At 62.6% G+C, this 15971-nt stretch carries 16 protein-coding genes; 6 read left to right on the top strand and 10 right to left on the bottom strand.

What is annotated here, in order from left to right; all coding sequences use genetic code 11:
• Positions 1 to 60: 60 nt before the first annotated feature.
• The 5 genes from GN300_RS03980 to GN300_RS03960 are packed head-to-tail and all read right to left on the bottom strand — an operon-like array spanning position 61 to position 4555.
• Positions 61 to 690: a response regulator transcription factor gene (locus GN300_RS03980; RefSeq protein WP_003940330.1), complete on the bottom strand. Its 630-nt coding sequence runs from the start codon at positions 688 to 690 to the stop codon at positions 61 to 63.
• Positions 687 to 1811, bottom strand: a complete 1125-nt coding sequence (locus tag GN300_RS03975) for a sensor histidine kinase (RefSeq protein ID WP_063315879.1) — start codon at positions 1809 to 1811, stop codon at positions 687 to 689. The genes GN300_RS03980 and GN300_RS03975 overlap by 4 nt, the downstream gene beginning before the upstream one ends.
• Complete coding sequence (locus tag GN300_RS03970; protein WP_019745005.1) at positions 1812 to 2606, bottom strand: ABC transporter permease; 795 nt, start codon at positions 2604 to 2606, stop codon at positions 1812 to 1814. It abuts the gene before it with no gap.
• A complete protein-coding gene (locus GN300_RS03965; RefSeq protein ID WP_003940598.1) occupies positions 2606 to 3562 on the bottom strand; it encodes an ABC transporter ATP-binding protein in 957 nt (318 codons plus the stop codon). Before GN300_RS03965 ends, GN300_RS03970 begins: the two co-directional genes overlap by 1 nt.
• A gap of 45 nt (positions 3563 to 3607) precedes the next feature.
• Positions 3608 to 4555 (bottom strand): DMT family transporter, encoded by a 948-nt coding sequence (locus tag GN300_RS03960; RefSeq protein ID WP_063315880.1) that lies wholly within the window; start codon positions 4553 to 4555, stop codon positions 3608 to 3610.
• Between the two features lie 68 nt (positions 4556 to 4623).
• On the opposite strand from GN300_RS03960, the gene GN300_RS03955 reads away from it, so the two are divergent.
• Positions 4624 to 5169, top strand: a complete 546-nt coding sequence (locus GN300_RS03955) for a CGNR zinc finger domain-containing protein (RefSeq protein ID WP_003939872.1) — start codon at positions 4624 to 4626, stop codon at positions 5167 to 5169.
• 113 nt (positions 5170 to 5282) lie between these two features.
• Entirely contained in the window at positions 5283 to 6581 is a 1299-nt protein-coding gene (locus GN300_RS03950) for an NtaA/DmoA family FMN-dependent monooxygenase (RefSeq protein ID WP_058226146.1), read from the top strand.
• Here the strand turns inward: GN300_RS03950 and GN300_RS03945 are convergent.
• Together GN300_RS03945 and pruA are read right to left on the bottom strand one after the other, a co-directional pair.
• On the bottom strand, positions 6578 to 7543 hold the full coding sequence (locus GN300_RS03945) for a proline dehydrogenase family protein (RefSeq protein WP_063315881.1): 966 nt from the start codon (positions 7541 to 7543) through the stop codon (positions 6578 to 6580). The genes GN300_RS03950 and GN300_RS03945 overlap by 4 nt on opposite strands.
• Positions 7543 to 9204, bottom strand: coding sequence for an L-glutamate gamma-semialdehyde dehydrogenase (gene pruA / locus GN300_RS03940; RefSeq protein ID WP_030535314.1), 1662 nt, complete (start codon positions 9202 to 9204; stop codon positions 7543 to 7545). Before pruA ends, GN300_RS03945 begins: the two co-directional genes overlap by 1 nt.
• Positions 9205 to 9399: 195 nt before the next feature.
• Here pruA and GN300_RS03935 point away from each other — a divergent pair, with 195 nt between their 5' ends.
• From GN300_RS03935 to GN300_RS03925, 3 genes are read left to right on the top strand one after another with little or no spacing between them, the layout of a single operon-like run.
• Positions 9400 to 11070 (top strand): CdaR family transcriptional regulator, encoded by a 1671-nt coding sequence (locus GN300_RS03935; RefSeq protein WP_007733588.1) that lies wholly within the window; start codon positions 9400 to 9402, stop codon positions 11068 to 11070.
• Complete coding sequence (locus tag GN300_RS03930) at positions 11067 to 11384, top strand: nuclear transport factor 2 family protein (RefSeq protein ID WP_007733586.1); 318 nt, start codon at positions 11067 to 11069, stop codon at positions 11382 to 11384. Before GN300_RS03935 ends, GN300_RS03930 begins: the two co-directional genes overlap by 4 nt.
• Entirely contained in the window at positions 11384 to 12484 is a 1101-nt protein-coding gene (locus tag GN300_RS03925; protein WP_063315882.1) for a hypothetical protein, read from the top strand. Before GN300_RS03930 ends, GN300_RS03925 begins: the two co-directional genes overlap by 1 nt.
• A gap of 11 nt (positions 12485 to 12495) precedes the next feature.
• Here GN300_RS03925 and GN300_RS03920 read toward each other — a convergent pair whose 3' ends face one another.
• The 3 genes from GN300_RS03920 to GN300_RS03910 all read right to left on the bottom strand — a co-directional run bounded on the left by GN300_RS03920 (position 12496) and on the right by GN300_RS03910 (position 14517).
• Complete coding sequence (locus tag GN300_RS03920) at positions 12496 to 12942, bottom strand: DUF2752 domain-containing protein (RefSeq protein WP_054781706.1); 447 nt, start codon at positions 12940 to 12942, stop codon at positions 12496 to 12498.
• A 50-nt stretch (positions 12943 to 12992) separates the two neighbouring features.
• Positions 12993 to 13283 carry a CD225/dispanin family protein gene (locus GN300_RS03915; RefSeq protein WP_003940575.1) on the bottom strand — a complete coding sequence of 97 codons (291 nt, stop codon included), beginning with the start codon at positions 13281 to 13283 and terminating at the stop codon, positions 12993 to 12995.
• Positions 13284 to 13449: 166 nt separating this feature from the next.
• Entirely contained in the window at positions 13450 to 14517 is a 1068-nt protein-coding gene (locus GN300_RS03910) for an ABC transporter substrate-binding protein (RefSeq protein ID WP_082845737.1), read from the bottom strand.
• Between the two features lie 355 nt (positions 14518 to 14872).
• On the opposite strand from GN300_RS03910, the gene GN300_RS03905 reads away from it, so the two are divergent.
• A complete protein-coding gene (locus GN300_RS03905) occupies positions 14873 to 15961 on the top strand; it encodes a 3-deoxy-7-phosphoheptulonate synthase (RefSeq protein WP_063315883.1) in 1089 nt (362 codons plus the stop codon).
• The last annotated feature ends 10 nt before the right edge of the window (positions 15962 to 15971 follow it).

The raw sequence follows: 15971 nt of genomic DNA, 5'->3' as shown, positions 1-15971 counted from the left end.
TCGCCATCACGAATCGAACGGCGAACTATTTGCCGGGGAAGGCTATTCCAGACGCGCGGATCAGAGCCAGCCGTTCGACTCGGCGATTCTGACGGCTTCCGCGCGCGTCGACGCACCCGTCTTACCCATCGCGGATGACAGATGATTTCGAACTGTCCCGGCAGACAGGAAGAGCGCCCCTGCGATGGCTGCCACGGGTGCGCCGTCGTGAGCGGCGCGCAGTACTTGGGTCTCACGCTCCGTCAGGGGCGACTCGCCGCTGACGAGGCTGTCGGCCGCAAGGGTGGGATCGACGACGCGCAGTCCGGCGTGGACACGCCTGACCGCGTCGGCAAGCTGCCTGGCGGGGGTGTCCTTGACGACGAACCCGCCGGCCCCGGCGTGCAGGGCTTTACGAAGAAATCCGGGACGGCCGAACGTGGTGACGATCAGAACCCGGGTGTCGGGTGCTGCCTCGCGAAGGGCCGCCGTCGCGGCGATTCCGTCCATGCCGGGCATCTCGACGTCCAGAAGCGCGACGTCCGGGCGGTGTTCGAGAACGGCGGACACCACCTCGTCGCCGCGACCGACCTCGGCCACCACGGACAGGTCGGATTCCAGATCGAGCAGCGCGGCCAAAGCTCCTCGCACGAGCGCCTGATCGTCCGCCAAGAGCAGCCGTATGGTTGCTCGATCGCCCTGGCTGTTCACTCTGTCTCCTGTTCGACTACCTGAAGTGCAAACCCCTGCGGCAGGGGATGAGTGATGATCACTCGTGCGCCCGACGCTCCGGCGCGCTCGCGCAATCCGATCAGACCGTTTCCGGAAGACGTCGACTCGGCCCCTCGTCCGTCGTCGACGACCGACGCACTATTTTCGTCGACCGTGATCCGGCAGTGGGTCGCACCGCTGTGTCGAACGACGTTGGTGACGCCCTCACGGATCGTCCATGCAAAGAGTTCCCGAAGACGCGTGGGAACCATGTCGGTACTGCTCGGCACCTCGTCTTCGATACCAGCCGCACGCAATGCCTCTCGCGCTCGGGCTATCTCGACGGGAAGAGAAATCCCACGAAATCCTTCGACGGCCGAGCGCACGTCCGCCAGCGCGTCTCGAGAGAGCCTTTCGAGGTCGTCGAGTTCGCTGCGTGCACGTTCGATATCGACATCGAGTAGGCGATTGGCCAGTTCGGCTTTGATCGTGATGACGGTCAGCGAGTGCCCGAGGATGTCGTGCAGATCGCGCGCCATCCTCGTTCGCTCCTCCATGATTGCCCGCTGCTCCTGCTCTTCGCGTTCATGGAGTATGGCGAAGTTGCGGCTGATCAGGGACATGATTCCCCAGGTCGCGAACGCGGCCGCGCAGACTCCGAGTGAGAGTCCGGAGTAGTTCCCCCATCCGGACGAGAGGCTGACTATCTCCACGGAGGCCGCGAACACCAAGGCGAGAATGCCGCCGGCGACGGTCGGCAACAGTGTCACCGCTGTCACCGCGAGGTACGGTGCTGCTGCCAAACCTGTCGGCCCGACGCTCACGATCATCACGGCGGCCAACGCGGTCAAGGCGGCCAAAGCCAGTGCAGCTTCGCGAATCGTCGGCCGAGTCATTGTCATTCGACGCCGCTGCTGCGTTGTGGCGAACGTGTAGAGATAGAGCGCACTGAAGGCGACCGTCGCGAGAATCCCTGTCCAGCCGCGCAGTTCGTCGCGCAGATTCCATCCCTCGATCAGCGGCCCGCCGAGAAATACCATCCAGACCGCCGCGAAGAGAACGCCGAAACGATTCCGCCGCGGGAGCGCGACGGAATCTTCTCGGTCAGTCGTTTGCGACAACTACACACGCTCCGTATCTCGTTGGAACCGCCAGATCGCTCCGCCGGCGAAGATGGCGAACCACACCAGGATATTGACGATCCAGGTCCAGTGAATGCTATTGCCCGTCAACGGTGCGTGGGCGAGGGCGTTGATGCCGAACATCGGGGTGAACTGTGCGATGGTCGCCCATACGGAACCGTCGGTGAGTGGTACGAAGAGTCCGCCGCCGAATGCGAGCAGAGCCAGTCCCGGTCCGAGCAACTGCATGACGTTCTCACTGGGGAGTAGGTACCCCATGAACAGGCCGAAGGCCGCGAAGATCGACGATCCCAGCCAGGCGATCAATGCCGTTGTGAACCAGAGTGATCCGTCCATCTGCGCCGAGGTGAACGCGCCGACGACGTAGACCACGAGAATCGAGACGAGACCGAGCAGCATCGCCATGATCAGTTTGACGGCGATGTAGGCGACCGGGGTCAGGGGAGTCAGCCGAAGTTGTCGGCTCCACCCGGACGCTCGTTCGATCGAGACCATCGCGCCGCCGCTGGTGGTGGCCAGCATCGCGCCGTAGAGAGCCATGCTGATCATGATGTACGCGGCGACATTGCCGTGCCCGATCCCGTGGTCGTCGTCGCCTTGACCGAGACCGAAGACGAGGAAGAAGACAACCGGCATGACGAGCGTGAAGATCATCGTGCGCCGGTTGCGAGTCAGGCGACGAAATTCCAGTCGCAGTAGCGTCGTGTTGAATCCGCCGAGAGGTACGACGGTTCGCTCGGCTCCGTAGGTGTTCGCTTCGGTTGCAGTGGTCATCACTTCTGTCCTTCGGAGTTGTTCGACGTGAGTGCGATGAATGCGTCTTCGAGGCCACGCGAGACGATTTCGAGATCGCGAGCCTGCGTATTGGTCAACAGGAACCGTGCAACGGCATCGGTGTCACCCGAGTGCACGAGCAGCGACTCACCGCGCACCTCGACGGCGTCGGAGTTCGGTATGGCTCGCAGGAGTTCGTCGGTGATGCCTGGAACAGTCGCGCGCAGGGTGCGTCCGGACGCCATCGCCTTGACCTCGGCGGTGGTCCCGTCTGCGACCACGGTGCCTTGCCTGACCAGGATGATGCGGTCGGCGTAGACATCGGCCTCTTCGAGGTAGTGCGTCGCAAAAAGCACAGTGCGACCGTGATCTGCGTCGGCGCGGATGGCGGACCAAAAGTCCCGACGCCCTTCGACGTCCATACCGGTGGTGGGCTCGTCGAGAATGAGCAATTGCGGGTTCGACAGCAACGCCATCGCAAATCGCAACCGCTGTTGTTGTCCGCCTGAGCATTTGCTGACCAGGCGATCGGAGATGTCGAGGATTCCGGCTCTCCCCAGCACTTCGTCGACCGGACGGGATTGGGAGTACAGGCTGGCGGTCAGCTGCACAGTCTCGGCCACCGTCAGCTCTTTCAGTAGTCCGCCGGTCTGCATGACTGCCGAGACGAGTCCGCGGGCAATCGCCGATCGAGGTGACATTCCGAAGACGCTCACCTCGCCTGACGTCGGCCGGGACAGGCCGAGGATCATGTCGATGGTTGTCGTCTTGCCTGCGCCGTTCGGGCCGAGGAACGCGACGATCTCGCCGGGGCGGATGCTCAGGTCGATACCTTTGACGGCGTCGACGGTTCCGAAACTCTTGCGAAGTCCGGTCAACCGGACGGCGTCGTGTGCCGATCCTTCAGTGAGTGTGTGCAGTGCCTGTGGTGAATGCCGTGCCTGTGTTGAGGTCATACATAGAATCTGCTCGCTTCGAGGTCGTGATCCCTCGTCCGTCCGTCATTCTTCTGCCATGACATTTGTCATCGGGTCGGCCGGTATCTGTTTCGGTGCAACCTGGCCGAGGCGCGCGAGGACCAACCCCGCGATGATTGCTGCGCCACCTACAGCTTGGAGTGCGGTGACGGATTCCCCGACCAGGATCCACGCGGCGACGACCGCGCACAGCACTTCGGTCAGCGCTACCAGAGACCCGATTGTCGGCCCCAGCAGCGTGATCGCGGCGATGCCGGTGAGATAGGCAATGACAGTGCTGACCAGGACCAGGGCCACCACCGGCAGCCACACGTTCACCGAATGGTCTGCCACGACGGCGTTCGAGGCCGAGAAATGGAGGGGGAGGACGCCTACGAGTCCGAGCGCGCCGATGACCACTGCACTGACCGTGAGCCCCGATGCCGCGAGCACAACAGGATGGAGATCACCGTCCGCACGTTCGGAAATGACGAAATAGACTGCAAGGCATGCCGCGGCGGCCAGTCCCCAGGCGACTCCGACGGCACTGATCTCTGCCGATCCGAAGACGTCGATCACCACGGCGGCGCCGATCAAGGCCACCGCCGCACCGAGAAGCGTCTGCACGCTCGGACGCGCGCCCTTGGTCATCCACACCCACCCGATGACGATGATCGGTGCAAGGTACTCGAGAAGCAATGCGACGCCGACCGAAAGATGTTGCACGGCATTGAAGAAGCACAGTTGAACGCCCGAGATCGCGAAGACCCCGTACAGCAGTACCGTTCGCGTGTGGGTGCTCACCTGTCGTAGGCGAGGCCATTGGGTGGCTAAGGCGATCACCATCATCACCAGTGCGCCGCCGGCAACGCGCGCGAACACTGCGCCGCCGGGGGACCACCCTGATTCGATGAGAGATTTCGCGAACGGGCCCGATACGCCGAACGTTGCCGCGGACAGCAGAGCGAAGATCAAGCCGTTGCGAGAGTTCACGTCGTCACCCGTCAGGAGTAAAAGCGATTACGATGCTGACATTAGGTTGATACGGCTCAGGAGTCAAAGTGCATTTTGCTGGTGACACGGAATCGGCGCTCGTCTTCGCCGCGTCGTTGGTCAACACGGCCCGCGGCGGGGCCGAACTGCTTCCGGATCAAGAGGAGCTGACACGGTTTCTCGACGCGGATCGCTGGACCGGCAGGCGGGACGGCACACCGGAGGAATTGACGGCGGTTCGTGCGCTGCGTCCACGACTGCGAAAGTTCTGGGAAGCCGCGGGAGTGGACGACGCCGTCGAGGTGGTGAACACACTGCTACTCGAATCGGGCGCGAGGCCGCGGCTCACCAGGCACGACGACCTCGGCTGGCACCTGCACGTCACCGCTGACGATTCGCCACTGGTGGACCGGATGGCCGCAGAAGCGGCGATGGGTGTGCTCGATCTGATCCGAACCGACGAATTCTCGAGGTTGCGATGGTGCGAGGCCCCGGACTGCGAAGCGGTCTTCGTGGATTTGTCGCGCAATCGTTCGAAGCGATACTGCGACACCGGGAACTGTGGGAACAGGGCGCACGTCGCCGCCTATCGTGCCCGTAAATCCGGGGCGTGACCAAGCGGCGTTCGGAGGGATAGAACCAGGCTGAGTGAATACCTTGTCGGGAGCCAGGATCGGTCTAGCGTTGTGAATTCGGAACAGATTTCGCGAAGCCAGGAGGATGGTCGGTGGCCGATCGTAGGCGTCCACTCAAGACGGTGACCGGTGTCAGCGGGGCGGTGAGTATCTACGACGCCGCGATCGATCCGACGACTTCGACGGTCGCGTCCGCGATCGACGTCGCAAAGACGGCCGAGGCGAACAAGATCGACGGACTGTTTGCCGCCGACCTGCTGAGTTTCGGTGCGCAGGGCGCGATCGGTGCGCAGGAGCCGTTGATCTTCCTTGCCGCGCTGAGTGCGGTCACCACCCATGTGGGGCTCATCGCCACCGTCACGACGACGTTTCATCACCCATTCAACCTGGCACGGTTGTTCGGCACCCTGGACCACGTCAGCAATGGTCGAGCCGCATGGAATGCCGTCACTTCCTCACTCGGAGAAGAGAACTACAGCGACCTGGACCTGCCGAGTCCGGAGGAGCGGTACGCCCGAGCGGCCGAATCGCTCGAGGTGGTCAACGCGCTCTTCGACAGCTGGAAGCCCGGCGCCTTGATCCGGGGAGAGGGCTCTGCGGTGCTGGATCCGTCGAGGGTGGTCCCCATCGAGCACCGAGGCAAGTACTTCACCGTGCAGGGGCCGTTGAACATTCCATCCCTGCCGCAGCGTCGTCCGGTCCAATTCCAGGCAGGCCAATCTGCCGGAGGTATCGAACTGGGTGCTCGCTTCGCCGAGGTCGTATTCACTTCTCTCGCAACCTTCGAGGACGCGGTCACCTACACGAAGACGATCCGCGCCAGGGCGGCAGAGTTGGGGCGTGGGGACGAACTGCCACTGATTTTCAGCTCGTTCCACGCAACGTACGGCGCTACCGAAGCCGAAGTCGAACGATTGGTCAGAGAAGCCGAGGAATCGACGGACTTCGACGCCGGACGCACCAGGCTTGCCGACATGTTCGGCGGTGACGTGGATTTCTCGGAATTGCCGCTGGATCGGCCGATCCCGGAGTCGTTGTTGCCGGACCCGTCGTCGGTGAATCGACGACGGGGCCGGGTCGAGATCTTCGGCAAGCTCGCATCACAAGGAAAGACTCTGCGTGAGTTGATCATCGCGTCCAAGGACACCGGCCACTGGGCAGCGGCGGGCACCCCGGAACAGCTCGCGGACGCGATCGAGGAACGATACGACGCGGGCGTACTCGACGTCATCACGCTCGGTGACCTTGCCGATCCGCGTACACGCGATTTCGTCACGAACGGGCTGCTGCCGGAGCTGCGCAAGCGCGGAATCGTGGGATCCGACTACGTCGGCGGTACCTTTCGCGAAAACCTCGAGTTGCCACCGCTGCCACCGGTTTCCGGTGTCTAGTTGTTGGAAGCGAGTGAGCGCATGAAGAACATGAGGTTGGCCGGTCTTTCCGCCAGGCGACGCATGAAGTAGCCGTACCACTGGCTGCCGTAGGGAACGTAGACCCGCAGGTGATTGCCTTCGGCTACCAATCTGCGTTGTTCGCCGTCGCGGATGCCGAAGAGCATCTGGAACTCGAAATCCTCGGCTGTCCGCTCGGTCAGTGTGGCGAGTTCGAGGGCGGCGTCGATCATGGTGGGATCGTGGGAGGCGACCATCGGGTACCCGTCACCTTCCATCAAGACCTTCAGGCAACGCAGGTACGACGCGTCGACTTCGCCGGCCTTTTGGAACGCGACGACGGCCGGTTCCTTGTATGCACCCTTGCACAGCCGAATTCGTGAACCTGATCCGGAGAAGTGCCGGCAGTCGGCCTCGGTGCGGTGTAGATACGCCTGCAGGACCGTGCCGAGCGTCGGGAAGTCGCGGCGCAACTCTTCGACGATGGACAGTGTCGAGTCGGTGGTGGTGTGATCCTCCGCATCGACGGTGACCCACGCGCCCACTTCGTCTGCCGCTGTGACGATTCGGTGAGCGTTCGCCAGGGCGATCTTCTCGCCGTCACCGGGAAGTGACTGCCCCAACGCGGAGAGCTTGAGCGAAACCTCCAGGGAGTGTTGCGTCCCGGCAATCTCGGAAAGCGTTGCGTACGAGCGGAGAAGGGAGAGATAGGCGTCGACGGTAGCTGTTGCCTGAGCCGGATCGGTGGTGTCCTCGCCGAGGTAGTCGACCGTCACGAACCGGCCACTGGTGAGGATGTTGCGCACCGCTGACATCGCTGCGGGTTCCGCGTCCCCGGCGACGAACCTGTCTACAAGCTTGCGGGTCAAGGTCATCCCGGAGACTGTCTTCTCCAGTCGCGACGAGCGTGCCGCCGCGAGGAGCACCGGGCGCAGTGGGTTGCTCAGCGAGACGGCACTCATCAACGGTTCTCGCTCTCGGCTGGATCGACGTCCTGGTGGGGGTAACGATGATCGGTGGGAGGAACGAAGGTTTCCTTGACGGTGCGTGTCGACGCCCAACGGAGCAGATTCTGCGGCGAACCGGCCTTGTCGTTGGTACCCGAAGCCCGCGCACCTCCGAAGGGTTGTTGTCCGACAACCGCTCCCGTCGGCTTGTCGTTGACGTAGAAGTTTCCGGCGGCGAACCGCAGACCATGATGAGCTTGATCGACGGCCGCACGGTCGGTGGCGATCACGGCGCCGGTCAGGGCGTAAGCGGATCCGCTGTCGACGCGCGCGAGGATGTCGGCGTAGGCATTGGGTGCGGAGTCGTCGTAGACGTGAAGCGAAAGGATGGGACCGAAGTACTCGGTGCTGAAGGCTTCGTCGCTCGGGTCGTCACCGAGTAGGACCGTCGGTGAGATGAAGAATCCTTCACGGTCGTCGTAGTCGCCGCCTGCTGCGATGGTGAGGCTGCTGGTCGACTTGGCGCGGACGATCGCGGCGGCGTTTCGGTCGAACGAACGTTGGTCGATGACGGCGCCGCCGAAGTTCGTCAGGTCGGTGACGTCTCCGTACTTCAGCGTCGACACAGTGTCGATGAACGTGTCGCCCATCTTGGCCCACACCGACTTCGGGATGAACGCCCGTGATGCGGCCGAACATTTCTGGCCCTGGTAGTCGAAGGCCCCGCGAATCAATGCCGTCGTGAGTACGTCCGGGTCAGCGGAACTGTGTGCGAGTACAAAATCCTTGCCGCCGGTTTCGCCGACGAGACGCGGATACGTCCGGTAGTTCGAGATGTTGGCTCCGACCTCACGCCACAAACGCTGGAACGTTGCGGTGGATCCGGTGAAGTGGATACCCGCCAGTCGGGGGTCGGCAAGCGCGACCTCGGACACCAAGGGGCCGTCGCCGAGAACAAGATTGATCACCCCGGGCGGGAGGCCGGCAGCTTCGAGCAGTTGCATTGTCAGGTACGCCGCGACGGCCTGCGTGGGTGACGGCTTCCAGATCACGGTGTTGCCCATCAGGGCCGGTGCTGTGGGGAGATTTCCGGCGATGGCGGTGAAATTGAAGGGAGTGATCGCGTAGACGAAACCTTCGAGTGGACGGTATTCGACGCGATTCCACACTCCCGGAGCGGAAACGGGTTGGTCGGCGAGTATCTGACGTGCGAACGCGACGTTGAAACGCCAGAAGTCGATCAGTTCGCAGGGCGCGTCGATCTCGGCCTGGTATGCGGTCTTCGACTGGCCGAGCATTGTTGCGGCGGCGATGGTTTCGCGCCACGGGCCGGAAAGTAGATCGGCGGCGCGGAGGAAGACCGCAGCGCGGTCGTCGAACGAGAGGTCGCGCCAGGCCGGGGCGGCGAGTGTGGCGGCGTCGATGGCATCACGAACGTCCGAGTGGGTTGCGCCCGCATACGATCCGAGCACCGAACTGTGACGGTGTGGTTGAACAACGCTCTCTCGCTTACCTTCCGCAGTTCGGTGGATGCCGCCGATGACCTGCCTGATGTCGGTCGGCGATTCGGCCAGTTCGGTCAGTTTCGTACGAAGGCGCGATCGTTCCGGGCTTCCCGGCGCGTAATTGTTCACCGGTTCGTTGGCTGGGTGGGGGACATTGGTAACGGCGTCCATGACGATCCTTCGGCAGACTCAGGAGTGGGCAGTTGTCGTGTCGTGAACCAGTCAAGTCGAAAGACGTCGGCGAGTAATCCGCTGAGCGGCCAAACATCGGTGTCCGTGTTTGTCCGATCGGCTGAACCGTTTTCGCAGGAAAATGCACTATTCTCGAAGTTGAGGCGTTGCGACGGTCCGGAGAGTGGGTGGTACGTGTCTATCCGTGGGGTCAGGCTCGACGCGGTCCTTCGGGCGCTGGGCGGAGCCTTTGTCGAGCTCGTCCTCGCGCCGTCAGGTGATGACGTCTTCGTCGACTCCGTGGTGTTCGCAGAGGTCGGGGACCTCACGCGCCCCAGAACCGCGGCCGTCGAATCCTCTGAGGTCTGGCTCGCTGTCGGTATCGGCGCAGCCGAATTGGCGGCCTGGCTGAACCGCCTCGATCAGAAGGGATCAGCGCCTCGGGCCGTCATGTCGAAGGAGGCCTCGGACACGTCGGTGCGTGCGGCGGCACAGCGCGCCGGGATCGCCTTGATAGCGGTCCATCCGGATGCTCGTTGGGATCGATTGTTCACGACCATCCGGGGCGTGCTCGATCATTCGGTGTCCCGACAGGATTCGGACGACATCGTATTCGGTAGTGACACAGACTTGTTCGAGCTGGCGCAGAACGTCGCCGCAATCACGCGGGGGATGGTCAGCATCGAGGACGAGCATTCCCACGTCTTGGCCTATTCGGCATCGGGAGATGCTGCGGACGAGCTACGTCGGCAATCAATCCTCGGCCGCGAAGGACCTCGCGAATACCTCCGAAAGCTACAGGAGTGGGGCGTCTTCGAAAGCCTGCGGCGAAGCGACGACGTAGTGGAGGTGCCCGCTCACGACGACCTCGCGATCAGGCGACGGTTGGTGGTTCCGATTCGGAGAATATCCGACAATGTCAAGGGGGAGAGCGGTTTCAGCTCTGATCTTCTCGGCACGATCTGGGTGCAGGAAGGCCCGGTTCCCATTGCCGGCGATGCCGACAGCGTGCTCCGCGGTGCCGCGGCCGTTGCTGCTCGGCTGATTTCGCGCATCCGAGACGCGCCGAGTAACGAGGCGATACAGATTCAGCGGTTGCTCGGGGTTCGCGGCGGCGGTGTCGACGTTCCTTCGCTCGCGGCCTCGTTGACCATCCCGATGTCCGGACCGGCGATGGTGGTCGGAGTGGCGAGTATCGGAAACGGTGGGCTGCCGTCTTCGGGCGAACTCGTGTCGTCTTTGCGACTGCACGCCAGCGCCTTTCAGCGTGAATCGCTGGTGAGTGCCGTCGGCACCCGGATCTATGTGCTGTTTCCGCGAACTCAATCCGTGAAATCCACAGTCTCGTGGACCCGCGAAGTTGTCGCGCGTTTGGACAAGGTGTCGCCTTCGGGGCTACGGGCCGCGGTCTCGTCGCCGGTTTCGACGCTTGCGGAGGTGGCCCAGGCTCGGGCCGAAGTGGATCGGGTCTTGGACGGAACGTCGGGGGATGTTCGTGTGACCACCCTCGCGGACTCGCGCACACCGGTGCTGCTGGGCGAAATCATGGACACCATTGCGGCCGACGAGCAACTGCACGATCCGAGAGTCGACGCCCTGGACGTCTACGACAGACGCAACGGGTCGAACATGCGCGAAAGCATCTCCGTTTACCTCGCACATTCGGGCGATGTCCGACGTGCATCCGAGCAGCTTCGGATTCACCCGAACACCCTCAGGTATCGGATCAAGAGGGTCGAGGAGATCACGGATACCGACCTCTCCGAGCCGTCGGCCAGGCTGTTGATGGAGATTCAGTTGGCGGCGTCTGCTCGGGCAGTGAGTTCGCCGAACCTGTCGGACCCCAGCAGTACTCTTCGCGAATGATCGACTCAGCGAAGGTGCCAGGCGCAGCGCGCGCGTATTTCGACGGCGGCGACGTCCGCGGCGTTTTCACCGAAGACGCAGTGGTTCGTGACGACGGCCGGACGTATGTCGGGATCGAAGAAATCGTGGCGTGGAAGTCCGCCGTGTCGACGGCGTTCACCTTCACCCAGAAGATCGAGTCGGTCAACACCCCAGGCTCGGCCGTTGTCGTGTCGGTGAAGGTCGAGGGTGATTTTCCCGGAAGCCCCGTCCAGTTACATCACCATTTCACTCTCGACGGTGATCGGATTTCCGCTCTCACGGTGTGCCCCTGATGCCCACCGCTGACGAACTGCTCGGGAAATCCGTCGTCGCCGATCTGGCAGGCTGTCTAGAGCGAGCCTCCGGTCACACACGCCTCGCCCTCGTTCGGGGTAGTACATCCGAATTCGACGGTATGAGTCTCGGCGAACGTACGCGCGTTGTGCGGGACGCGATGACTGCCGAACTGCCTCAGGATCTTCCGGCCTTCGCCGAGATCATCCGCCGTGCGCTTTCAGAAGAGACCTTCACCGGTTGGATGATCTGGCCGGTGACCGAAGCCGTCGCCGTCACGGCGACACGAAGTGGCTCCGAGTCGGATTTCGACGAGGGAATGGCTCTGCTTGCCGAGTTGACGTCGCGTCTGTCGGCCGAATTCGCAATTCGCTCATTTCTCGAAACGAACCTTGACCGTTCGCTGGCGATCGCACTCACCTGGACCGGCCATGAAGACGAACACGTCCGGCGCTTGGCGACCGAAGGCACTCGTACTCGTTTGCCCTGGGGAAGACGAGTGAAAGAATTGACGGCGCGTCCCGAGTCGACAATCGTCATTCTCGACGAGCTGTATCGGGATGATTCGGAATATGTACGACGTTCGGTCGCAAACCATCTCAACGATCTCAGTCGTGCTGACGCTGCGCTCGCAGTATCGACTGCGAAGCGTTGGCTGCAGACACCGGATGCCAACACACTGAAAATCGTCAAACATGCATTGCGGACGTTGATCAAGGCCGGCGATCCAGATGCTCTGTCCCTCTTGGGGTTCTCGCCGCCCACCGACGTCGTGGTCGAGGGGTTCGTCATCGACCGCGAAACAGTTGATGCGGGTGGAGAACTCACCTTCGACTTCGCCGTCACGAACAATGGCAGCGAGTCCGTCACCGTCGTGATCGATTACATCGTCCACCACGTGAAGGCCAACGGGCAGACGACGCCCAAGGTCTTCAAACTGACAACACGAACGCTGGAACCCGGGGTGCCGGCCCGTATCGCGAAGAGGCATTCCTTCAAACCGATCAGCACCCGGAAGTACTACGCCGGCGAACATGCCGTCGAGGTGCAGATCAACGGCGTACGCCAGGTGCGAGGTGTATTCCGTTTGGACGCGTGAGGAGATCCGGCCTAGACGCGGAGACCGGCAAATATCGGGATCGGGGCTATGCGGACCGTCGTCCAGATCAACACGAGTGTCAAGATCACAGCCGGTGACCAGCGCAACTGATGCCAGAGCACGACGGGTCTTCCACGGGTGCGGGCGGTCGTCCACGAGACGTACGTGAACGCCAGTGCAAGCAGCATCACGAGGCCAAAGGCATTGAAACGCATCGCTGCACCGAAATCGCCGTGGATGAGGCTGTACACCATCCGAGTGCTACCGCAACCGGGACAATTGACGTTGAACAGCGCTTTGGTCGGACAAACGGGAATGACCCCACCAGGTGTGATGGGGTCACTCCAGGAGATGAAGGCGCACAGCGCAATTGCCGTGAACGCAACTGCCGCTGGCGCCTTCAGTGCGGCGAGTCGTGATATGTCATCGTTCTCGGTGTCACCACAATTCGGTGTCATTGCAGTTCGGTGTTTGGCCGTCGATCAGTGTCGCCGGTCGGCGTCGGCGGTCACAGGGAACTCGATCCGGCTAGGACGACGACAAAAAGGAAGTACAGAACAGCGACGGCAACACCTGCGCCGACTGACCACAAGGCGAACTTCTTGGCATCGTCAGCTGATTTTCGCGCAGCGTCGAACTGACCTTGCGCCCACAAAGTGTTGACCTGGCTTGATTTGACGATCGAGACGATGCCGAGCGGGAGGCAGCAGAACACTGTCACGAGAATCGCCCAGACCAGATTGTTGTCCGGCGGAGGGCCGACCGGTTGTTGCTGGCCGTAGTACGGGTTCTGCGTCATTGGTCACCTAGCGTTCGGAGAAACAGGGCGTTCGGAGAAACACCCTCTGACGTGCGAAGAGCACGGGCAGGTGACAACATAATCCGTTTCCGATTGAGTCAGTATCGACTGTTCGTATGACAGAGAATCCGGTTGATTTCTGATTCGGAAGGCGATCCCGAAGACGTCAGCGCATGACCTGTACCTGCTCGGCGATGTCAGCGGCCAGGGCCATCGCAGTCAGAGCGAGGCCGTTGTTGAGGTCGTATCGCAGATGCCCGACATGGCCGTCCTGGACAGCGCGGACTCGTTTCCACGTGGGCGACTCGGCTTCCACAGCGTCGGGGTTCTGTAGCAAGACGAAGTCGGCCTGGTCGAAGATCGCAAGCTCCTCGAGGCTGTAGAAAGTCGAATCCTTCCGATCAGGTGCGGCATGGGCAGCGTCGGTCAAGACGTTCAAGCCGAGGTCCTGCGCAACCGAGACGGCGAACGTGTTGTTCTGCAGCCAGATCTGACCGCTGTCGGCGCCGGCGATCGCAATCGACTTGCCTTCGAGGAGACCACCGATCTTGGCCCGCGCTTGTGCAAGTTCGGCGTTGTATCGGGCGATGACGCGTTCGGCGACTTCGCGGCGATCGAGAGCCGTGAGCTGCGCGGTCATGGCCTGCTTCCACGACGGGCCCGTCGTGCCCTCGTCGACGACGAGCACCGGTGCGATGTCAGTGCCGAGCAGGCCCTTGTCCTGGTAGTAATTCCACCAGCCTTTCCCGACGACCAAAAGATCGGGGTCGTGGCTCAGTATCGATTCGGCATTCGGTTCGTTGTTCGTCCCACCGAGGCGAGCCGCGCCGGCGGGTACCTGGCGCATGAGTTGAGACTTCGGATCCCAATTGGTCGCGACGATCGGGTACTCGGCAAGTAGTGCAAAATCGAGGGCGCCTCGAGCTTCGAGCACCACGACGCGCTTGGGGTCCCGCGGGAGGCGGTAGGCCTGGTCCGCGACGACGATGTCGACCCACTCGTCGGAGGCTTCGGTGCCGCTGGATTCGCCCGAACATGCAGAGAGTGCGCCTAGTGTACCGAGCGCCGCCGCACCGGCCAGGAATCCGCGTCGTGTCAAGGAATCGATCAGACGGGTGAACTCGCCGTCCACATCTCTTGTCGACTGCAAGGGGGTATCGGTCGCAAAAGGGGACACCGTCGGGTGGAAGGTTTCGGTCGATTCGATCACAGGCATGAGAAGGCGCAGCTCCATCTGATGTTCCGGGCATTGGCAGGTGCCTGACCAACGTATTCGAATTCCGTAGCCGCAGCCTTGCTCGAAAGCGCCAATCGCTCAGCGGATTTGGCCATTCGTCACGGGCTCGTGCCACGGGACTCTCCCCTCGGATTCGGCTCGTTGTGGAGGGGCGCGCCCATCTGATCCGAACTCGAGGTATCGTGGCCGACATGCAGCGCGTCTATTTCTGGTTTAGCAGGCCGGCCCCGGGTGGGCCTGCCGGCGTAACCACGCGCTGACAACCTCCACCCAAGAGCCGGACTACAGACCGGCTCGCTGGAGTTTCTCTTCATCTCTGGGGTCGGCCTGAGAACAGGAAACCGAAAACCCCATGACTGTCACCATCGACACCACCGCAGCTTCGGACAGCCTCGACGATCAGCGCACTGTGAGTATCAGCCCGCTCGTGTCACCGGCGACTGTTCGTGCTCAGCACGCTCCGGACGAGGTCGCCGCCGCCACTGTGCGCACCGGTCGGGCCGACACCATCAACATCCTCAACGGTGACGACGATCGTTTGATCGTCGTAGTCGGTCCGTGCTCTGTGCACGATCCGGAAGCGGCGATGGACTACGCCCGCCGGTTGGCCGCCAAGGCCGACGAACTGCGGGACGATCTGCACATCGTCATGCGCGTCTACTTCGAAAAGCCGCGCACCACACTCGGGTGGAAGGGCCTGCTCAACGACCCCCACCTCGACGGCACGTTCGACATCAACACCGGGCTCGGTATCGGCCGCAAGTTGCTTCTCGACGTGTCGAGCCTGGGCCTGCCTGTCGGCTGCGAGTTCCTTGATCCGATCATGCCTCAGTACATTGCCGACCTGGTCAGCTACGGTGCGATCGGCGCCCGGACCGCCGCCAGTCAGGTTCACCGTCAGCTGTGCAGCGCGCTGTCCATGCCCGTCGGTATCAAGAACTCCACCGAAGGCGACGTACAGGTAGCCGTCGACGGCACCCGCGCCGCGGCAGCGAGCCACGTGTTCCCCGGAACGGACCTCGACGGCCAGGCTGCCTTGATCCGTACCGCGGGCAACCCTGACTGCCATGTCATTCTTCGTGGCGGTAGCGACGGACCGAACTACGATGCCGAGACCGTCGCGGACACCCTTGCCCGCCTGCGTAAGTCGAACCTGCCCGAGCGCGTGGTCATCGACGCGAGCCACGGTAACAGCAGCAAGGACCATGAGCGTCAGGTCATCGTGCTCGACGACATTGCCCGACGTCTGACCGAGGGCGAGCAGGGAATCGCGGGCGTCATGTTGGAGAGTTTCATCGAGGCCGGCCGTCAGGACCTGACCTTGGGCAAGGCGGACGAGCTCACCTACGGCCAGTCGATCACCGACGCGTGCATCGACTGGTCCACCACCGCAGCGCAGTTGGACCGTCTGGCGCAGGCCGTTGCGGCTCGGAGGGGCTGACGCCCCCGTG

It is taken from the genome of Rhodococcus sp. Ni2 (assembly GCF_021352185.1).
Taxonomy (GTDB): domain Bacteria; phylum Actinomycetota; class Actinomycetes; order Mycobacteriales; family Mycobacteriaceae; genus Rhodococcus_F; species Rhodococcus_F qingshengii.
This window is presented reverse-complemented; position numbering and strand designations above follow the sequence as displayed.